The organism is Flavobacteriales bacterium, assembly GCA_016713875.1.
Taxonomy (GTDB): domain Bacteria; phylum Bacteroidota; class Bacteroidia; order Flavobacteriales_F; family PHOS-HE28; genus PHOS-HE28.
This window is the reverse complement of sequence record JADJOI010000003.1, coordinates 1,373,067-1,390,536: the sequence shown is the minus strand read 5'-3', so window position 1 is coordinate 1,390,536 and position 17,470 is coordinate 1,373,067. Positions and strand designations below refer to the sequence as shown.

Here is a 17,470-nt window from a genome sequence, read left to right as displayed (position 1 = left end):
CGCGAATTTCCGGAACTTCGCCGCCGCTCCGCCATGTCACAGGCCCGCCGCGCATACGAGGCCCTGCCGCACCCGCAGGTGGTGGTGGTGGGCGGTGGCTTCGCCGGCCTGGAGCTGATCAAGCGGCTCGAGGGCGCTCCGTACAAGGTGCTGCTGCTGGACAAGCACAACCACCACTGCTTCCAGCCGCTCCTGTATCAGGTGGCCACCGCCAGCCTCAGTGCCGACAGCATCGCGCATCCCTTCCGCCGCACCGTGGCGCCCATGCCCAACGTCGCCTTCCGCATGACCCGCGTGCTGGCCGTGAAGCCGCAGGAGAAGCGCGTGGTCACCGATCATGGCGAGTTCGCCTACGACATCCTTGTGCTGGCCACGGGCAGCACCACCAACTTCTTCGGCAACGACCAGCTCGAGCGCGAGGCCATGCAGCTCAAGAGCATCGGCCAGGCCCTCGACATCCGCAGCGATTTCCTGCAGGACTTCGAGGCCGCGTTGTACGCGCAGGACGAGGCCGGACAACGCCGCTGCCTCAACTTCACCATCGTGGGCGGCGGTCCCACCGGCGTGGAACTGGCCGGTGCCCTGGCCGAGATCCGCCGCACCGTGCTCAAGCGCGAATACCGCGAGCTGGACAGCGACCGCATGCAGATCTGGCTGGTGGACAGCAACGAGCGGGTGCTGAAGAACTTCAGCGAGAAGGCCAGTGCCAACGCCTTGAAGTACCTGGAGGACATGGGCGTGAACGTGAAGTTCGGGGCGCGTGTCACCGGGTATGACGGGGAGGTGGTCTCCTTCAAGGACGGGACGAGCATGGACAGCAACACGCTGATCTGGGCGGCCGGGGTGAAGGGTGTGACGCTGCCCGGTCTCGAGGCCGCCGAGGTGCCGCAGGCCAACCGCTACCACGTGGACCGCTTCAGCCGATTGCAGGGCGTACCCGATGTGTTCGCGCTGGGCGATGTGGCCTTGATGGCCGAAGGCACGTGGGAGCGGGGCCATCCGCAGGTGGCCACGGCGGCCATCCAACAGGCCCGGCTGCTGGCCGACAACCTCATCCGCAAAGCGAAAGGCGGGCCCATGGAGGCCTTCATGTACAAGGACAAGGGCAGCATGGCCACCATCGGACGCTACAAGGCCGTGGTGGACGTAGGCCGCTTCCACATGGGCGGTCTCATCGCCTGGCTGGCCTGGATGTTCGTGCACCTGATGGCGCTGGTAGGCTACCGCAACCGCCTACAGGTGCTGATGGCCTGGGCGTGGAAGTACCTGAGCTGGAAGAACACCATCCGGCTCATCATCCGCCCGTACATCCGCAGCAGCGCACAGCAGGTGGTGGAGGCGCCGCAGGGGTGACCGCCGTCCCGTCCGAGACCGCAGGCCTGAACGGATGGAGGTGCGCCCCCTGACCGCCTTCGTCGTGGCTGAACTGCGTGTCGATGAGCCGGCCGTCCACGAAGTGGACCAGACCCCAGTCCGAGTCGCCCCAGCCTTCGCGGGTGTGGGTGAAGCACAGGTACTCCACCCGTTCATGCAGCATCGGGTACCGCTGCCGGAGCCGGGCGAACACGAAGCCCCTGCCGTGGCCGGACAACCGGAAGCGCGCCATCCGCCGGATCACCTCCTCCTTCGTGTCTCCCCGGGTCAGTCCGTGGAAGCTCCGGAGGAAGGGCTTGCGGCTGTTGAAGTCCTAGTAGCGCATCGACAGCACCAGCAGGAAAGCCATGAGCACGATGGTCCTGCGGGACAGCCATGCGCTGGCGGCCGACACCCAGGCCGCGACGGCCGCCGTGAGCAGGCCGAGGGAGAGGGTGAAGGGCCAGCTGGCATGCAGGGGCATCCACGGATCGATCAGGAGGCTGAGGAGGAGGACCGTGAACACGGCCAGGGAAGCGGAGGTGCGAAGGGCGGTCCTCATGGGCGTGGCGTGGGTGGAACGGGCGGACCGGGCGCGTGGTATGCGCCGGTGGCGGAACAGGAAGTCCATGTTCCGACCGACCTTCGCGCCCCATGGACCGTCGGCTGGTCATCCTGTTCCTGACCATCTTCATCGACCTGATGGGCTTCGGGATCTTCATCCCGGTGGTGCCCTTCGTGGCGCGTGACCTGGGCGCCAGCGACGCGCTGGTGGGCGATACGGCGGTGGTGTTCTCAGTGCTCATGTACCTCTTCGGCCCGTTCTGGGGTGCGGTGAGCGACCGCTACGGCCGTCGGCCGGTGATCGCCATCGCCGTCGCCATCAGCGGGGTCAGCTATCTGCTGTTCTCCTTCGCCCATGGCATCGTGCTCTTGTTCATCAGCCGCATGCTCACGGGGGTGGGCTCGGCCAACATCGCCGCAGCGCAGGCCTACATCACCGACATCACGCCACCGGAGCACCGTGCCAAGTCGCTGGGCCTAGTGGGCGCCGCCTTCGGTCTGGGCTTCATCGCGGGCCCGCCGCTCGGCGGGGTGGTGTACCACTACTTCGGCACCGCCTGGGTAGGCTACGTGGCCGCATGCCTCTGCCTGGTGAACCTGCTCGGCATCTGGCTGCTGCTGCCCGAGTCGCTGCACCAACGCGATCCGCACGCGCCCATCCGCTTCGCGCCTATCACCGCCACGGTGCGGGCGCTGCGCGACATCCGGTTCCGCGACATCTACCTCATCGGCTTCATCTACATCGCCGCCTTCAGCATGATGCAGACCGCCGTGCCGCTGCTGTGGAAGGACGACTATGGCCTCACCGAGGCGCAGATCAGCTACATGTTCGCGGCGGTGGGCCTGGCCAGCGCCATCGTGCAGGGCGGGCTGCTGGGCTGGCTCAACAAGCGCTTCGGCGAGCGTCGTCTGGTGATCATGGGCACCATCCTCGTGGCGGTCGGGCTGGCGCTCACCGGCCTGGTGCCCCGGGCCTGGTTCATCCCGGCCGCCTTCGGGCCCATCGCCTGCCTCGCGCTGGGCAACGGCATGCTGTGGCCGTCGCTGGCCGCCATGCTCACGCGGCAGGCCGACCAGAAGGAGCAGGGCCAGGTGCTGGGCATGAACCAGAGCTTCGGCAGCCTGGGTCGCATCGCCGGTCCCTTCATGGCGGGCCGCGCCTACGAGCTGTGGCACCTGCTGCCCTTCCTGGGCGGTTCGGCCATCATGCTCGCCACATTTTTCTACATCCGCGGGTTCCTCCACCGGATGGACCAGCGCATCGGCCTCCGTCCCGATCGGGGGTGAGGCTTACTTTCGCGGCCGCCGGATCAACCCGGCCCCGCATCCTCCCATGAGCGTCCTCGTCCATTCGAAGAGCAAGGTCATCGTCCAGGGCGTCACCGGCAGCGAAGGCACCTTCCACGCCCGGGAGATGATCGAGTACGGCACCAACGTCGTCGGCGGCGTCACCCCGGGCAAGGGGGGACAGCAGCACCTGGACCGTCCTGTGTTCGAGACGGTGAGCGACGCGGTGAAGGCCACCGGGGCCGACGTCAGCATCATCTTCGTCCCGCCCGCCTTCGCGGCCGACGCCATCATGGAGGCGGCCGAGGCCGGCATCCGGGTGATCGTGTGCATCACCGAGGGCATCCCGGTGAAGGACATGGTCGCCGCCCGCGAGTACATCCGCGGCAAGGGCTGCACGCTCATCGGCCCCAACTGTCCGGGTGTCATCACCGCCGATGAATGCAAGGTGGGCATCATGCCGGGCTTCGTGTTCAAGAAGGGTCCCGTGGGCATCGTGAGCAAGAGCGGCACGCTCACCTACGAGGCGGCGGACCAGGTGGTGAAGGCCGGCATGGGCATCACCACGGCCATCGGCATCGGCGGCGATCCCATCATCGGCACCACCACCCTGGAGGCCGTGCAGCTCTTCGCCAACGACCCCGAGACCAAGGCCATCGTGATGATCGGCGAGATCGGCGGCGACCTGGAGATCCAGGCCGCGCGGTGGATCAAGGCCCATTGCAAGAAGCCCGTCATCGGCTTCATCGCCGGGGAGACCGCCCCCAAGGGTCGCACCATGGGCCACGCCGGCGCCATCGTGAGCGGTGCCGATGAGAGCGCGGCCGCGAAGAAGGCCGTCATGCGCGAATGCGGCATCCACGTGGTGGACAGCCCCGCCACCATCGGCGCCAAGGTGAAGGAGGTGCTGAAAGGCTGAAGGCCTGCGACCCCGCCGTCCGGCGGGTCGAACGCGCAGGGATGCTGACCAAGATGCCTGTGACCCTTTCAGGGTCGAATGCTGTGTGCGGGACATCTCCAAGCTGCCTGCGACCCCTTCAGGGTCGGGTGCACGGGAAACTGATCAAGCTGCCTGCGACCCCATCAGGGTCGGATGCAGTGTGCGGGACATCTCCAAGATGCCTGCGACCCCTTCAGGGTCGGGTGCACGGGAAACTGACCAACTACTTCCACCATATCTCGCGCTCGGCAGCTCGAGCTCGGTCTCCAGCGGGTCCGATCTGGTAGCTCAGGCTGATATTTTCCCAGCCTTTTGAACTGAACTCCTCTGCTGGAGAGAAATCTCCTGCGCCCATGTCGAGGTCTCCCGAGTTCGGGATGCGATCGTCCCCCCAATTGCATCGCTTGCGGAACTTTCCATCGTAGGAGGACCACTCACCAACGAATTGGTTATTCGTATATCCGTCCGCCACATCGTCGATATCGTCGTACCGCACGGCTCCAGTGCGGTCTATGTAAAAGAATGATGCGAACCCGCCTATGAACAGGCCTGCTTGCTTCTGGGATGGATCCTCCAAAAGCTCGTAGCGCCCGCAGACCAGGAACCGTCCCTGAATGGCACTATCCCGCCAAGCCTCATCCAGACCATAGGAAATGTCATCGTATTGGCGAATGTTGGTGATCGTGATCTCACCTTGGAATTCACAGATGTTGTTCTTCACCATGTCCTTACCATAGACGCGGTACACGGCCGGGTAGGATGGTTCCCTGATCACGGAGATGAACTTCACACGCAGTCGCTGGTAGTCGTCGCCGATGAAACCATAGATAGCCCAGTTAGGCGTACCGGTCCATAGCGGACCGAAGTCCTTGCCGATAAGGCTGTCGTTCAGTTCTCTGGGGAGGATCTCCCCCTTCTTTAGGACATCATCGAGGAAACGCCTTGATTCACTCACCTGGGCATGTGCGCTGGTCAGGACGAGGAGAAGCGTTGTGGTCAGCAGATGCGACATGCGTCCAAATTAGTGCCCGTCGGGATGAAGAGATCAGCCACACCACCATCGGCGCCAAGGTGAAGGAGGTGCTGAAAGGCTGAAGGCCTGCGACCCCGCCGTCCGGCGGGTCGAACGCGCAGGGATGCTGACCAAGATGCCTGTGACCCCTTCAGGGTCGGATGCAGTGCGCGGAACATCTCCGAGATGCCTGCGACCCCTTCAGGGTCGGATGCGGAACGCGGAGCACCATCGACATACCTGCGACCCCTTCAGGGTCGTTCCCATCCCACAATGCAAAGGCCCCGCTCGATGAGCGGGGCCTTTGCGTTGTGGGATGTTCGGGCTCAGGGCTTGTTCTTCTCCCGGGCCTTCTCCTGCTTGATGCTGTCGAGCGCGGCGGGATCGTTGCTGCCGGGGCGCGGGGCCTCCGTGCGCTCCCCGTCCTTCACCACCACCTTCTGTGGGCCGCCCGACGCCGGCGCGGCACTGCCTTCGGTGGCGCCCTTCTGCCCGCAGCACGCCATGAACAGCGCGGCGAGCACCACACTAATGGATGACGAGGGGCTCATGCGCGATGGGTTGTGATCCACTCCGGATGGCGATGATGTATTGGCCGGCGCTCAACGCGTTGCGGTTGAACGACAGCTGGTGGTCGCCTGCGGTGAGCCCGTCCTGGTACAGCGTCTTCACCACGCGGCCGTTCAGGTCGAGCACCTCGATAGTGTAGATCGCGAACGCGTCGATGTGGAAGGTGAGCCGGAACAGGTCCACCGTGGGGTTGGGAGCCACGGAGACCTGCATCGTCACGGCCTCCTCCGGGATGACCGACGATCCAACGTCGCCCACTTCGGCCACCCAGGTCTTCCACGTGTTCTGCAGGCCGCCCTGGATGTTCGCTCCATAGCAGGCCGCCAGCCAGACACGCGGTGGGTTGGCGCTGTGGCGCCGGGCCATGCCGGTGTAATCGCCCCAACGCTCATTGCCCTGCTGCAGGAAGTCCACATAGGTCTCCCCGGACTTCACCAGGGTGCTGTTGGACCACTGCAGGTTGGCATCCACGTTCACGACGCGCACCTCGGGGAAGACCTGCGCGGAACTGCGCGTGAACGCGATCATCACGCTGGGGTCGTTGTTGCTGGTGGAGTAGGAGGCGAGCGCGGGGTAGCATAGGTCCGCCGTTCCCTGCTGCCCAAGGTTCGTGCGCTGGTCGGTGAGGTTGTTGATGTCGATGCGCCCGTAACGGAGACCGTTCCAACCACCGCCGATGTCCGTGCAGAAGGTGTAGTGCACCAGCCCGTTCATGAAGAAGCTGCTCAACATGCGGCAGTCACCATTGCTCAACGGATCGGGGCTGCCGGGCATCTGTGCCGGAGCTGCCGGGGCATATTGCTGGGTAGTCACGTCGTACACGTTCAGCGCGGGATTGCCGGTGAGGTTATCGGTGAGGTCCCACAGGCGGAGGCTGCTCGCGCCAGGGCTGTTGCCGCTCAACAGCAGGATGCCCGGTCCGTAGTTGCCTTGGCCCCCGCTCACCGGAACCAACGTGAAGGCGGCGTACGGTTGGTTGCTCAGGTTGTACCAGTAGATCCAGTCCAGGTTGGCGGCGCCATTGTATCCGCCGCTCTTGGTGATCTGGAACAGGATCGCCTGCTGGAACTGATTGGCGCCGTCCGTGAACAGGTTGCCCGACACGTACACTTCGTTGTTCGACACGCCGATGCTGGGGTAGTCGAACCAGGTGCCGTTGCCCAACGGGCTGCCCGGCAGGTAGTAGATCCACCAGCCGTCCTGCGGGTTGTTCGTCTTGCTGAAGCAGAGCAGCAGGAGGCTGTTGCTGGAGGTGGTGCCGTGCAGCACCGTCAGGAAGAACCGGTCCGCCTGCGGGTCGTAGATCACCTTCGGGTCGTAGATGTTCGCGTTCAGCTGGGGGTCGTTGAAGAAGTCGGGCCAGAACGTGGACGCCAGGAACTGGCCGTTGGCATTGTACAGCTCGATGCCGTCGTTGTTGCAGGTCACGATCTGCCCGCCGTTGGAGATGGCCATGGTGTTGTCAGGCGGGGTGCTCACCTGGCTCCAGTTGGCCTCCATGTTGACCCCGATCGCGGGCGTGACAGCCTTGGGTAGGACAGGTTCGCCCATCTCGCCACGGAAGCTGGCCACCTTGCCGGGCCACTTGGCCTGCTTGATGGCCTCCACCTCGGGCAGCTGCGGGTTGGCCGGGCTCATCCGGCTCACGCGATTGGCCCAACGCGTGGTGTTCACATCGATCCGTGCCTCACCCTTCAAGGCGACTGACCGCACCGGGGAGCGCTCGCCGGCGTTGGTGGTCCCGCTCACCTGGGCGGTGGCGGCAGGAAGGGATCGGCCCACTTCCTGCGCGTGCAGCAGTGGGCTCATGGACAGCAAGGCGGACAGGGCGATCATGCCGCCGGCCGTGGTCAGATGTAGGGGTCTACGCATCGGTTCTGGCTTTGTGCTGTGAAAATTACGGCCCTTCCACGGAACGACCATGGGTATCCCGGTTTTTCGGGAGAGCCGCGGCAGACCGGACCTCCGCCCGGTCGGGCCCTGGAACCGGCCGCTCCGCCTGCGATGTCCGCCCGATCGCCTGCGCCGCTACCTTAGCCACCGCCGGTTCCACCGGGATCCGGCCCAAGCACACATGGGACTGTTGGATGGCAAGGTGGCCCTCATCACCGGCGGATCGCGCGGCATCGGCCGTGGCATCGTGGAACGTTTCCTGGAGGAAGGGGCCGATGTGGCCTTCACCTACGTCAGCAGCCCGGAGAAGGCGAACGCGCTGGCCGCGGAGCTCGCCACACGGTCCGCACGCAAGGTGCTCGCCATCCAAAGCGATGCCGCCCTGTTCGATGCCGCCCAGGCCGCGGTGGACCAGGTGACCACCGCCTGGGGCCGCCTGGACGTGCTGGTGAACAACGCGGGCATCACCAAGGACCAGCTGCTGATGCGCATGAGCGAGGGCGACTGGGACGCCGTGATGGACACCAACCTGAAGAGCGTGTTCAACATGACCAAGGCGGTGATGCGGACCATGCTCAAGCAGCGCAGTGGCAGCATCATCAACATGAGCAGCGTGGTGGGGGTGAAGGGCAACGCCGGACAGGCCAACTACGCCGCCAGCAAGGCCGGTATCATCGGCTTCACCAAGAGCGTGGCCTTGGAGCTGGGCAGCCGCAACATCCGCAGCAACGCCATCGCCCCGGGCTTCATCGAAACGGAGATGACCGGTGCCCTCGATCCCAAGGTGGTGGAGCAGTGGCGTGAGGGCATCCCCCTGAAGCGCGGCGGCACGCCCACCGATGTGGCCAACGCCTGCGTCTATTTCGCCAGCGACCTCAGTACTTACGTCACCGGACAGACGCTGCACGTGTGCGGAGGCATGCTCACCTGAGCCGCTGCGCCATCGGCACCGCCAGGACCCGCCCGAAGGACGCCGCGCAGGGACGTGCGGGGTGTTGCCACGCATCGAACGCCGACGCGGAACCCTGACCTTTGCACCCCGTGGACCTGACCCTCACCCAGAGCCCCTGGCTCATCCCGCTCTGCATCCTGTTGGGCATCGCCTACGCCTGGGTGTTGTATCGGGGCACGGCCCGCACCCATGGCTGGGGCCGCACCCTGCTGTGGACCCTGGCGGCGGCCCGCGCGACCGTGGTGGCGCTGCTCGCCTTCCTGCTGCTGGGGCCCCTGGTGCGGGCCTGGGTGCGCGAGGTGCGCAAGCCCGTGGTGGTGCTGGCGCACGACGGCAGTTCGTCCCTGCTGCTCGCCGGGGACACGGCCGCCCTGCGCACCACGTTCGCCGCGGAACTCGATGCGCTGACCTCCGCCCTCGGTGAGCGCTTCGACGTCCGCACCTTCACCTACGGCCGTGAGGTGGAGGAAGGCATCGACCGCGGGCAGAGCGCCAACCGTACGGACATGGCCGCGCTGCTGCGCGAGGTGCACGACCGCTTCGCCGGTCCCGACCTGGGCGCGGTGATCCTGGACGGGGACGGCATCATCAACCGCGGCCGCGACCCGCGCCACGAGGCCGCCCGGCTGGGCGTGCCCGTGCACACCATCGCCTTGGGCGACACCACCGTGCGTCCCGACCTCCTCGTGCGCGCCGTCGAGGCCAACCGGTTGGCCTATCTGGGCAACGAGTTCCCCGTGCTGGTCCGCATCGAGGCCCATCACTTGCAGGGCCGCCGAACGCGGCTGGTGGTGGAGCAAGGTGGACAGGTGCTCGTGGAGCGTGAGGTGGTGGTGACCGGCGACCCGTACCTCCAGCAGGTGCCCCTGCTGGTGAAGGCCACCGCCAGCGGCATGCAGCGCTTCCGCGTGGTGCTGCGCCCCGTCGAGGGCGAGCACTCCGATCGCAACAACAGCGCCGAGGTGGTGGTGCAGGTGCTCGACGACCGCCAACGCATCCTGCTGCTGGCCGATGGCCCGCATCCCGATCTGGGCGCCCTCGCCCGCGCCCTCTCGGGCTCCGAGGCCTACACGGTGACCACGGCCATGATGGACAAGGCGCCGGCGGACGTGGCCACCTTCGACCTGGTGGTGCTGCACCGGATCCCCAACGTGCGGCAGGACGGCGGTGCGCTGATCGCGCGGTGCCGGGAACGCAACGTGCCCCTGCTGTTCATCCTCGGCACCGAGGTCGATGCGGAAGCGGTGAACAGCCTCGGTGTCGGCCTTCGGATGGAGGGTGCCCAACGCACCGCCCTCACCGATGCCCGGCCGCTGTTCGAGCCGTCGTTCGCCCTGTTCCAGGTGGATCCGGCCACGGCCCAGGCCTTCGAGCGCTTTCCACCGTTGCAGGTGCCTTTTGCGCAGTACCAGGCCGGGCCGGGTGCGGTCGTCTGCTTCCGCCAGCGCATCGGCCTGGTGAGCACCGATCAGCCGCTGCTGCTCGTGCAGCGCCCGCAGACCGGGCCACGCGCCGCCGTGATCACGGGTGAAGGCCTCTGGCGCTGGCGGCTGGCCGATCAGCAGCAGAACGGCGGCACCGAGCGGTTCGATAGCTTCTTCCGCAAGCTGGTGCAGCTGATGGCCAACCGCTCATCGGCCGACCGTTTCCGCGTGCAGCATGCCGACGTGTTCGACGACCAGGAACCCGTCGAGCTGCAGGCCGAGCTGTACGATGCGGCCTTCGAGCTGGTCGACGACGCCGAGGTGGGCCTTGTGCTGAAGGACGAGCAGGGCCTTGAACGTCCCTACACGTTCAGCCGCAGCGGTCGTGGCCACCGGCTGGTGATCAACGGCGCGGCGCCGGGCCGCTACACGTACTCGGCCCGCACCACCCATGACGGCACCCCGTTCACGGCCACCGGCGAGTTCGTGGTGCGGCCCGTGCAGGTGGAATCGGTGCGCACCGTGGCGGACCATGGCCTGCTCGCCGACCTCGCGGCCGGCACCGGGGGGCGCATGGTGCGTCCGGGCGGGCTGGACGACCTGCGTGACGTGCTGCTGGCCGATCAGCGGCTCGCGCCACGCAGCCATGCGTACGCCAGCACCACCGACCTCATCGCCCTGCGCTGGCCCTTCCTGCTGTTCCTGGCCCTGCTCACCCTGGAGTGGGCCCTGCGGCGGCGCAGCGGGGCCTATTGACCACCGGCACATGTCCGTTCGCCCGCTTTCCGGCCGCGTGCTTTCCGTGCTGCTCGTCGTGGTGTGCACCGCAGGCGGTCTCTGGGCCTTCCGGGTGCCGTTGCTGCGCGGCCTCGGCGCCTTCCTGATCCGCGAGGATGCGCTCCGCCACGCCGATGCCCTCTACGTGCTGGGCGGCGCTTCGCTGGACCGGGGGCGCGAAGCCGCCCGGGTGATGCAGGACGGATGGTGCGACCACGCTTGGTTCACCGGCTCCAACATCCCCACCTCCTTGGAGTCCGTCGGCATGCTGATGCCCGAGGCGGATGTGTCCCTGCTCGCCGCGCAACGGGCCGGCCTTCCTCCGGACCGTGGCTCCGCCCTGCACTACGGCACCAGCACCGCCGAAGAGGCCGATGCGGTCCTGGTCCACGCGCATCGCGCCGGGCACGATACCATCATGATCCTCTCCTCGCGCTTCCATCTGCGGAGGATCCATCGGGTGTTCGCCCGCCATCCGCAGGCCCGCGGCATCACCGTGCTCCTGCACGGCGCACCGGCGGTGCTGTTCCGCGAAGAGGAGTGGTGGCGCTACGAGGACGGCCTCATCATGTGCGCCAACGAGTACCTGAAGCTCGTGTACTACGCCTGGCGCTACTGAGGCTCAGCGCTGCACCAGCAGCGGCAGGGCGCGCCGGAGGCCTCCGCCCACGCATTCCACCACGTAGCCGCCGGCGGCCAGCGTGGCGATGTCCACCGCGTGGCGCAGCGCTCCAGCGCGCACACCATGGACCCGCATCGGGCGTCCCGTCAGGTCGTACACGGTGATTCGCTCGGCCCACGCGCACTCCACGGTGAGGCGGTCGTTCGCCGGGTTGGGCCAGAGGGTGAAGGCGGCCGCCTCATCGCGCGAGGCGATGCCGGTGCCCGTGATGCAGAAGGTGACCTCCTCCAGGTCCGTGAACTCGCCGTCGCTCTCCGCCAACAGCACGCTGTCCGCATCGAGGATGACCAGACCACCGTTGCCGTAGTCGCAGCAGATGCCATCGCCAGCCACGTCCTCGATCGTGAACACGTAGCACCCGTCACCCAGGCAATGGGCGAGCTCCACGTCCGTGCCGGGAGCGCCGTTCGGGTAGGGGCCACCGTCGTCGATCACGGTGCCCTGGTCGGTGGCCAGTTCCCACGTGGTCTCGCTCCCCCAGGCATCGAGGGTGAGGATGATCGACACGTTCTGCGCCGGGAAAGCGACCAGGAACTCCAGGCTGCTGGCGTCGTTGGCGGGGTTGCCATCGGGCAGGCCGTTGGGCTGGCTGCTGGCCACCGTCAGCGTGTGCGTGCCGTTGCCGATGTACTGGGTGCCGATGGGCACGTTCATCGTCTGTCCGGGCTGAAGGCTGCCGCTCCAGGGCTGCGGGACGGGTGCCCCGGCATCCACCGCCACCAGCAGGGTGGCGCTCGTGAGCACCGCCGTGCCGTTGTTCTTCAAGGTCACGTAAGGGGTGACGCTGTCGATGCCACAGAGCTGTTCGGGCAGGTCGAAGATGGCCGTCACCGCCGCATCGTTGGTCACGGGCGTGGTGCCGTTGGGGTCCCAGCCGTCCAGGGTGCTGCCGCAGGTGCCCAGGTGCGGCTCCAGCAGCGGCCAGCTCAGGTCGAAACGACCGTAGTAGTCGTTCACGCTGTTGCTGCAGTCGGCCTGGCCGCCGAAGAGCTGTCCCACCAGGCGCTTGTTCTGGTCCCACACGCCGCTGCCGCTCGAGCCCGGCTCCGTGGTGCCGTGGTCCCAGGTCTGGATGTGCCAGCATTGCGCCGGTGGGCTGCCGAACGTGCCTTGCAGGGGCGGGTCCTGATCGCGGCTGATCTTCTTGATGTCGCCCTTCGGGTGATGGATGCCCACCAGGCTGTCCGGGAAGGCGCCGCTGTTGTCCCAGCCGGAGTAGAACACGTTGAAGGTGTCCGGCGGCGCTGCGCTCAGCTCCAGCAGGGCCACATCGGTGCCGGGGTCGTTCACCAGCAGCGTGCTGCCGGCCACCGTCTCGTTGTCCGGGGCGTTGCTGGTGGGGGTGCAGGTGGGGCTGTCCCAGTTGAACACGAAGACCCAATTGGCCGTGCTGCCGCTGACGCAGTGGTTGGCGGTGAGGAAGTAGGGCGTGCCGTCCTCGGCGCAGTTGTTCAGCAGCTGGCCGGTGCAGGTGCCGCCGCCGGCCAGGATCAGGGCCACGCTGCGGATCTGGTCGCGCCACGGATCACCGTCGGGGCAGATGACGTTGATGTTGCACGAGCCGCTGTCGCCGAAGCCCTTGGCCCCGCCGAAGGGATCGCGGTAGGCGTGGATCACCTCACCGATCGTGAGCCGGGTGAGGCCCGCCACGGCGGCGGGTTCCTGCACTTCCACCACCACCGTGCTGCCCGCGAGCGGCACGGTGCCCATGCTCGTCATCCCGGGTGCGCTCGCCGCCGTGAAGGCCCCGCGGTAGGGACCGATCGGGTCGTACATGAAGACGCGCACTCCCTCGGGGAGGCGGAAGTCGGTGAAGGTGAGCCCCACCGCCTGGGCGCCGGGGCAGTGCAGGGCGAGTTGCCAGATGCGCAGGCCATCGGGCCGCACGTGCCAGCTGCCGTGCTGCTGAAGATCGAACGCGGTGGTGTGCACCACCCCGAACCGCGCCGGACCGGGCCGTCCCTGCTGGACATGAAGGTCATCCTCGGCCAGCCGGGCCGCCACGTCCACCTGGGGCATGGTCATCTGCTGCGGGGCGGGCAGGCCGTATTTCGGTGCGGACAACCCGAAGGGGCGGCCACCGAAGGCAGGCTGGGCCAGGGTGAGCAGGGGAGCGGCCAATAGGCCGAGCAGGGTCGTGGTCCGGTGCATGGCGGTGGGTTCGGTGGAAGGACGAGCCGGGTGCTCCCGGCGTTGCCGCAAGGTACGAGCGGGCCGAAAAGCGGAAGGCGGCCACAGGGCCGCCTTCCGCGATCGATATCCGGTCACGCTCAGCGCTCCAGCAGCAGGCGCTGCACCACGCGGCGGTCGTTCTGCCGCAGGTCCACCAGGTAGAGGCCGTCGGCGTGGCCGCCGAGGTCCAGCGTGAGGCGCTCCGTGCCGCGGGCCACGGTGCGCTCAACGACCACCCGTCCGAGGGCGTCGGTCACGCGCAGCACAGCGGTGCCTTCGCCGAGGGTGGGGAGGGTCACCAGCACGGTGCCGGCGGTGGGGTTGGGGGCCAGGGCGATGCCGGCGGCCTCGTCCAGCTCGGGCACGCTCACCGTGGCGGGATCCAGTCCGGGCAGGGTGGTGCCGCAGGTGCCGAGCCATTGCTCGAGGTAGGGGAAGCTCACGTTGAACTTGCCGTAGTAGTCGTTGACGTTGAAGCTGCAGCTCGCCTGACCGCCGTACAGCTGGCCCACGAGCAGGCCGTTCTGGTCCCACAGGCCGCTGCCGGAGGATCCGCCTTCCGTGGTGCCGTCGTCCCACGCGGCCACCTTCCAGCACTGCGCCCCTCCGTAGGGTGCGCTCGTGACCGGCTGCTCCTCGAAGGAGATCTTCTTGATATCGCCTGCAGGGTGATGGATGGCGGTGACGCTCGTGGCGGCCGTCGTCCCCTTGTTCCAACCCGAGTAGAACACCTCCCAGCTCTCCTGCGGCGAACCGTTCAGCTCCAGGAGGGCCATGTCCGAACCGGCATTGTACACCAGCAGCTGGCTGCCGCTGATGACCTTGTTCGTCGGGGCGTTCTGGGTCGGTGTGCAGGTGGGGCTCTCCCAGCGGAAGCGGAAGAGGGCCGTGGACGGGTTGAATCCGTCCAGGCAGTGGTTCGCCGTGAGGAAATAGGGCGTCTCGTCCTGGGCGCAGTTGTTCATCAACTGGCCCGTGCACACACCGCCGCCGCCGGTCACGATCATGGCCACCGAGCGGATCTGGTCGCGCCAGGGATCGCCCTCCGGGCAGATCACGTTGTTGTTGCAGGCGCCGCTGTCGTTGAGCCCTTTGGTGGTGCCCATGATGTCGCGGTAGGCATGCGTCACCTGCCGGATGCGAAGGTCGCCTTGACCGGCCACGGCGGCCGGCTCGATGTACTCGATGGTGATGCGGTCGCCGGTCATCGGCGCCACACCCATCTCGGTGAAGCCGCCGTTGCTGGCCGCGGTGAAGGCGCCGAGGTGCCCGCCGTTCGGGGTGTGCACGAACACGCGCGCCCCCTCGGGCACCACGTACGTGTTGAACTCGAAGTTGATGCTGAAGGCGGCGGGGCACTCGATGCCGAGCTGCCAGACCCGGTCGCCGTTGGGCAGGACGCTCCACACCCCGCTGTTGTCGAGCCCCAGGTCGGTGCTGTGGTTGATGCCGAAGCGCCAGGGACCTTTGATGCCCTGCGCGGCGCGGGCCTCATCCTCGGCCAGGAGCGGGGTGGGGTCCACCACGGGCATCACGGCCACAGGAGGCTCTGGAAGGCCGTGCATCGAGCGGTCGAGGCCGTAGGGGCGCCCGCCATATTCAAGCTGGGCGAGGAGGGGTAAGGAGGACAGAACGGCGAGCGAGGCGAAGGTTCCGGGTAGCAGGTGTTTCATGGTGGATGCGCAACAGGAGGCGCAAAGTAGCACGCTCCCCGGCACGGGCCGACGCGCGATCTCAGGCTTCGTTGGAGGCCTGCTGCCGCTCCTCCAGCAGCTTGCGCAAGGCGAAGAGCTCGTCGCGGAGCTGGGCCGCGTGGATGAAGTCCTGCTGCTTGGCGGCCTTGCGCATCTCCTGCTCCAGGAGCCGGCAGTTCTCCGCCAGTTGATCGGCGGTCATGTACGCCACCACGGGGTCGGCGGCGAGGCTCAGGGCCTCGGGCTCCACGTAGGCGCTGGCCGGCACACGTTCGCTCGCCTCCAGCACGCCGGTCTGGCGCAGCACGTCCTGCCGGTCGCGCTTGATCTGCTGCGGGGTGATGCCGTGCTCGGTGTTGTAGGCCATCTGCTTGGCGCGGCGCCGCTCGGTCTCGTCGATGGTGCGCCGCATGCTCTCGGTCACCGTGTCGGCATAGAAGATCACCCGGCCGTTCACGTTCCGCGCCGCGCGGCCTGCCGTCTGGGTCAGGCTGCGGTCACTGCGCAGGAAGCCTTCCTTGTCGGCATCGATCACGGCCACCAGGCTCACCTCCGGGAGGTCGAGGCCCTCGCGCAGCAGGTTCACGCCCACCAGCACGTCGAAGAGACCCAGGCGCAACTGCCGCAGGATCTCGATGCGCTCCAGCGTTTCCACTTCGCTGTGGATGTACTTGCACTTCACCCCGTTGCGGCCCAGGAAGGTGCTCAGCTCCTCGGCCATGCGCTTGGTCAGGGTGGTCACCAGCACGCGCTCGCCGCGTTGTTCGCGCAGCCGCACCTCATGCAGCAGGTCGTCGATCTGGTCCTTGCTGGGACGCACTTCGATCGGCGGGTCCAGCAGGCCGGTGGGGCGCACCACCTGCTCCACCACCACGCCTTCGCTCAGCTGCAGCTCGTAGTCGGCCGGGGTGGCGCTGACGAAGATGATCTGCCCCAGCATGCCCTCGAACTCCTCGAAGGTGAGCGGCCTGTTGTCCATTGCGCTGGGCAGGCGGAAGCCATACTCCACCAGGTTCTTCTTCCGGCTGCGGTCGCCACCGTACATGGCATGCACTTGGCCCACGGTGGCGTGGCTCTCGTCGATCACCATCAGGAAGTCCTTCGGGAAGTAGTCCAGCAGGCAGAAGGGCCGCTGCCCGGGCTGGCGGTGGTCGAAGTAGCGGCTGTAGTTCTCGATGCCCGAGCAGTAGCCCAGCTCGCGCATCATCTCCAGGTCGTACAGCGTGCGTTCTTCCAGCCGCTTGGCCTCGAGGTGCTTGCCGATGCTCTTGAAGAACTCCACCTGCCGCCCGCAGTCCTCCTGGATGGCCTGCAGCGCCGCGTTCATCGTGTCCCTGCTCGTGACGAAGATGTTCGCCGGGTAGACGGTGGTGCGGTCCACGGCCTCGATGGTGCGGCCGCCCTGCACGTCGAAGCGCTCCAGCCGTTCGATCTCGTCCCCCCAGAAGTGGATCCGAAGCCCCTCGTCCGCATAGGCGAGGTACACCTCGACCACGTCGCCGCGCACCCGGAACTGCCCGCGCGCGGGCTCGGCGTCCTTCCGGCTGTACAGCGCTTCCACCAGTTGCAGCAGCAGCTTGTTGCGGCTCACCTTCTGCCCCGTGCGCACCTCCACCACGCTGCGGTGGAACTCCGCCGGGTTGCCGATGCCGTAGATGCAGCTGACGCTCGCCACGACGATCACGTTCCGCCGCCCGCTCAACAGCGCACTGGTGGCGCTCAGCCGCAGCTTTTCGATCTCCTGGTTGATGCTGAGGTCCTTCTCGATGTATGTGTTGGTCGTGGGCAGATAGGCCTCGGGCTGGTAGTAGTCGTAGTAGCTCACGAAGTACTCCACCCGGTCGTTCGGGAAGAAGTGCTTGAACTCGCCGTAGAGCTGCGCCGCGAGGGTCTTGTTGTGGCTCAGGATCAGCGCCGGCCGGTCCAGCTCCGCGATCACGTTGGCCACGGTGAAGGTCTTGCCCGATCCGGTGACGCCGAGCAGGGTCTGGAACGGTACGCCCTCCCGCGCGCCGGCGACGAGCTGGCGGATGGCCTCGGGCTGATCGCCCGTGGGGATGAACTCGGAAACGAGCTGGAAGGGCACGCGTCAGGGGAGTGTCACAAAGGTAGGCCCGACGCGTGCGGCGCACCCTCCTCGGGCCACCTGC

General features: G+C 67.1%; 13 protein-coding genes. 6 read left to right on the top strand and 7 right to left on the bottom strand.

The genetic code is table 11. The features are described from left to right. Nucleotides 1–33: 33 nt before the first annotated feature. Complete coding sequence (locus tag IPJ87_07495) at nt 34–1,353, top strand: NAD(P)/FAD-dependent oxidoreductase (protein ID MBK7941704.1); 1,320 nt, start codon at nt 34–36, stop codon at nt 1,351–1,353. A 334-nt stretch (nt 1,354–1,687) separates the two neighbouring features. On the opposite strand, the gene IPJ87_07490 is transcribed toward IPJ87_07495, so the two are convergent. Next, nucleotides 1,688–1,915, bottom strand: a complete 228-nt coding sequence (locus IPJ87_07490; GenBank protein ID MBK7941703.1) for a hypothetical protein — start codon at nt 1,913–1,915, stop codon at nt 1,688–1,690. A 92-nt stretch (nt 1,916–2,007) separates the two neighbouring features. Here IPJ87_07490 and IPJ87_07485 point away from each other — a divergent pair, with 92 nt between their 5' ends. Together IPJ87_07485 and sucD are read left to right on the top strand one after the other, a co-directional pair. Further along, a complete protein-coding gene (locus IPJ87_07485; GenBank protein MBK7941702.1) occupies nt 2,008–3,204 on the top strand; it encodes an MFS transporter in 1,197 nt (398 codons plus the stop codon). A 46-nt stretch (nt 3,205–3,250) separates the two neighbouring features. Then, nucleotides 3,251–4,123 carry a succinate--CoA ligase subunit alpha gene (gene sucD / locus IPJ87_07480; GenBank protein MBK7941701.1) on the top strand — a complete coding sequence of 291 codons (873 nt, stop codon included), beginning with the start codon at nt 3,251–3,253 and terminating at the stop codon, nt 4,121–4,123. 244 nt (nt 4,124–4,367) lie between these two features. Here sucD and IPJ87_07475 read toward each other — a convergent pair whose 3' ends face one another. From IPJ87_07475 to IPJ87_07465, 3 genes are all read right to left on the bottom strand, one after another. After that, nucleotides 4,368–5,156, bottom strand: coding sequence for a hypothetical protein (locus tag IPJ87_07475; protein ID MBK7941700.1), 789 nt, complete (start codon nt 5,154–5,156; stop codon nt 4,368–4,370). Between the two features lie 326 nt (nt 5,157–5,482). Then, complete coding sequence (locus IPJ87_07470; GenBank protein ID MBK7941699.1) at nt 5,483–5,707, bottom strand: hypothetical protein; 225 nt, start codon at nt 5,705–5,707, stop codon at nt 5,483–5,485. Next, a complete protein-coding gene (locus IPJ87_07465) occupies nt 5,685–7,598 on the bottom strand; it encodes a T9SS type A sorting domain-containing protein (protein ID MBK7941698.1) in 1,914 nt (637 codons plus the stop codon). Before IPJ87_07465 ends, IPJ87_07470 begins: the two co-directional genes overlap by 23 nt. A 202-nt stretch (nt 7,599–7,800) precedes the next feature. Between IPJ87_07465 and fabG the strand changes: the two genes are divergently transcribed. The 3 genes from fabG (at nt 7,801) to IPJ87_07450 (ending at nt 11,391) form a co-directional block, all read left to right on the top strand. Further along, entirely contained in the window at nt 7,801–8,550 is a 750-nt protein-coding gene (gene fabG, locus IPJ87_07460) for a 3-oxoacyl-[acyl-carrier-protein] reductase (GenBank protein MBK7941697.1), read from the top strand. Between the two features lie 110 nt (nt 8,551–8,660). After that, entirely contained in the window at nt 8,661–10,751 is a 2,091-nt protein-coding gene (locus IPJ87_07455) for a hypothetical protein (protein MBK7941696.1), read from the top strand. Between the two features lie 10 nt (nt 10,752–10,761). Then, nucleotides 10,762–11,391 carry a YdcF family protein gene (locus IPJ87_07450; GenBank protein ID MBK7941695.1) on the top strand — a complete coding sequence of 210 codons (630 nt, stop codon included), beginning with the start codon at nt 10,762–10,764 and terminating at the stop codon, nt 11,389–11,391. Nucleotides 11,392–11,394: 3 nt separating this feature from the next. On the opposite strand, the gene IPJ87_07445 is transcribed toward IPJ87_07450, so the two are convergent. The 3 genes from IPJ87_07445 to uvrB form a co-directional block, all read right to left on the bottom strand. After that, entirely contained in the window at nt 11,395–13,605 is a 2,211-nt protein-coding gene (locus IPJ87_07445; GenBank protein MBK7941694.1) for a trypsin-like peptidase domain-containing protein, read from the bottom strand. A 119-nt stretch (nt 13,606–13,724) separates the two neighbouring features. Further along, nucleotides 13,725–15,299 carry a trypsin-like peptidase domain-containing protein gene (locus tag IPJ87_07440; GenBank protein ID MBK7941693.1) on the bottom strand — a complete coding sequence of 525 codons (1,575 nt, stop codon included), beginning with the start codon at nt 15,297–15,299 and terminating at the stop codon, nt 13,725–13,727. Between the two features lie 61 nt (nt 15,300–15,360). Next, nucleotides 15,361–17,406 carry an excinuclease ABC subunit UvrB gene (uvrB, locus tag IPJ87_07435; protein ID MBK7941692.1) on the bottom strand — a complete coding sequence of 682 codons (2,046 nt, stop codon included), beginning with the start codon at nt 17,404–17,406 and terminating at the stop codon, nt 15,361–15,363. Nucleotides 17,407–17,470 lie beyond the last annotated feature (64 nt).

Coding starts and splice junctions, on each gene's coding strand:
- IPJ87_07495 (MBK7941704.1), top strand. CDS start 34: ATGTCACAGGCCCGCCGCGCATACGAGGCCCTGCCGCACCCGCAGGTG.
- IPJ87_07445 (MBK7941694.1), bottom strand. CDS start 13,605: ATGCACCGGACCACGACCCTGCTCGGCCTATTGGCCGCTCCCCTGCTC.
- IPJ87_07450 (MBK7941695.1), top strand. CDS start 10,762: ATGTCCGTTCGCCCGCTTTCCGGCCGCGTGCTTTCCGTGCTGCTCGTC.
- IPJ87_07470 (MBK7941699.1), bottom strand. CDS start 5,707: ATGAGCCCCTCGTCATCCATTAGTGTGGTGCTCGCCGCGCTGTTCATG.
- IPJ87_07475 (MBK7941700.1), bottom strand. CDS start 5,156: ATGTCGCATCTGCTGACCACAACGCTTCTCCTCGTCCTGACCAGCGCA.
- IPJ87_07440 (MBK7941693.1), bottom strand. CDS start 15,299: ATGAAACACCTGCTACCCGGAACCTTCGCCTCGCTCGCCGTTCTGTCC.
- sucD (MBK7941701.1), top strand. CDS start 3,251: ATGAGCGTCCTCGTCCATTCGAAGAGCAAGGTCATCGTCCAGGGCGTC.
- fabG (MBK7941697.1), top strand. CDS start 7,801: ATGGGACTGTTGGATGGCAAGGTGGCCCTCATCACCGGCGGATCGCGC.
- IPJ87_07485 (MBK7941702.1), top strand. CDS start 2,008: ATGGACCGTCGGCTGGTCATCCTGTTCCTGACCATCTTCATCGACCTG.
- IPJ87_07490 (MBK7941703.1), bottom strand. CDS start 1,915: ATGAGGACCGCCCTTCGCACCTCCGCTTCCCTGGCCGTGTTCACGGTC.
- IPJ87_07465 (MBK7941698.1), bottom strand. CDS start 7,598: ATGCGTAGACCCCTACATCTGACCACGGCCGGCGGCATGATCGCCCTG.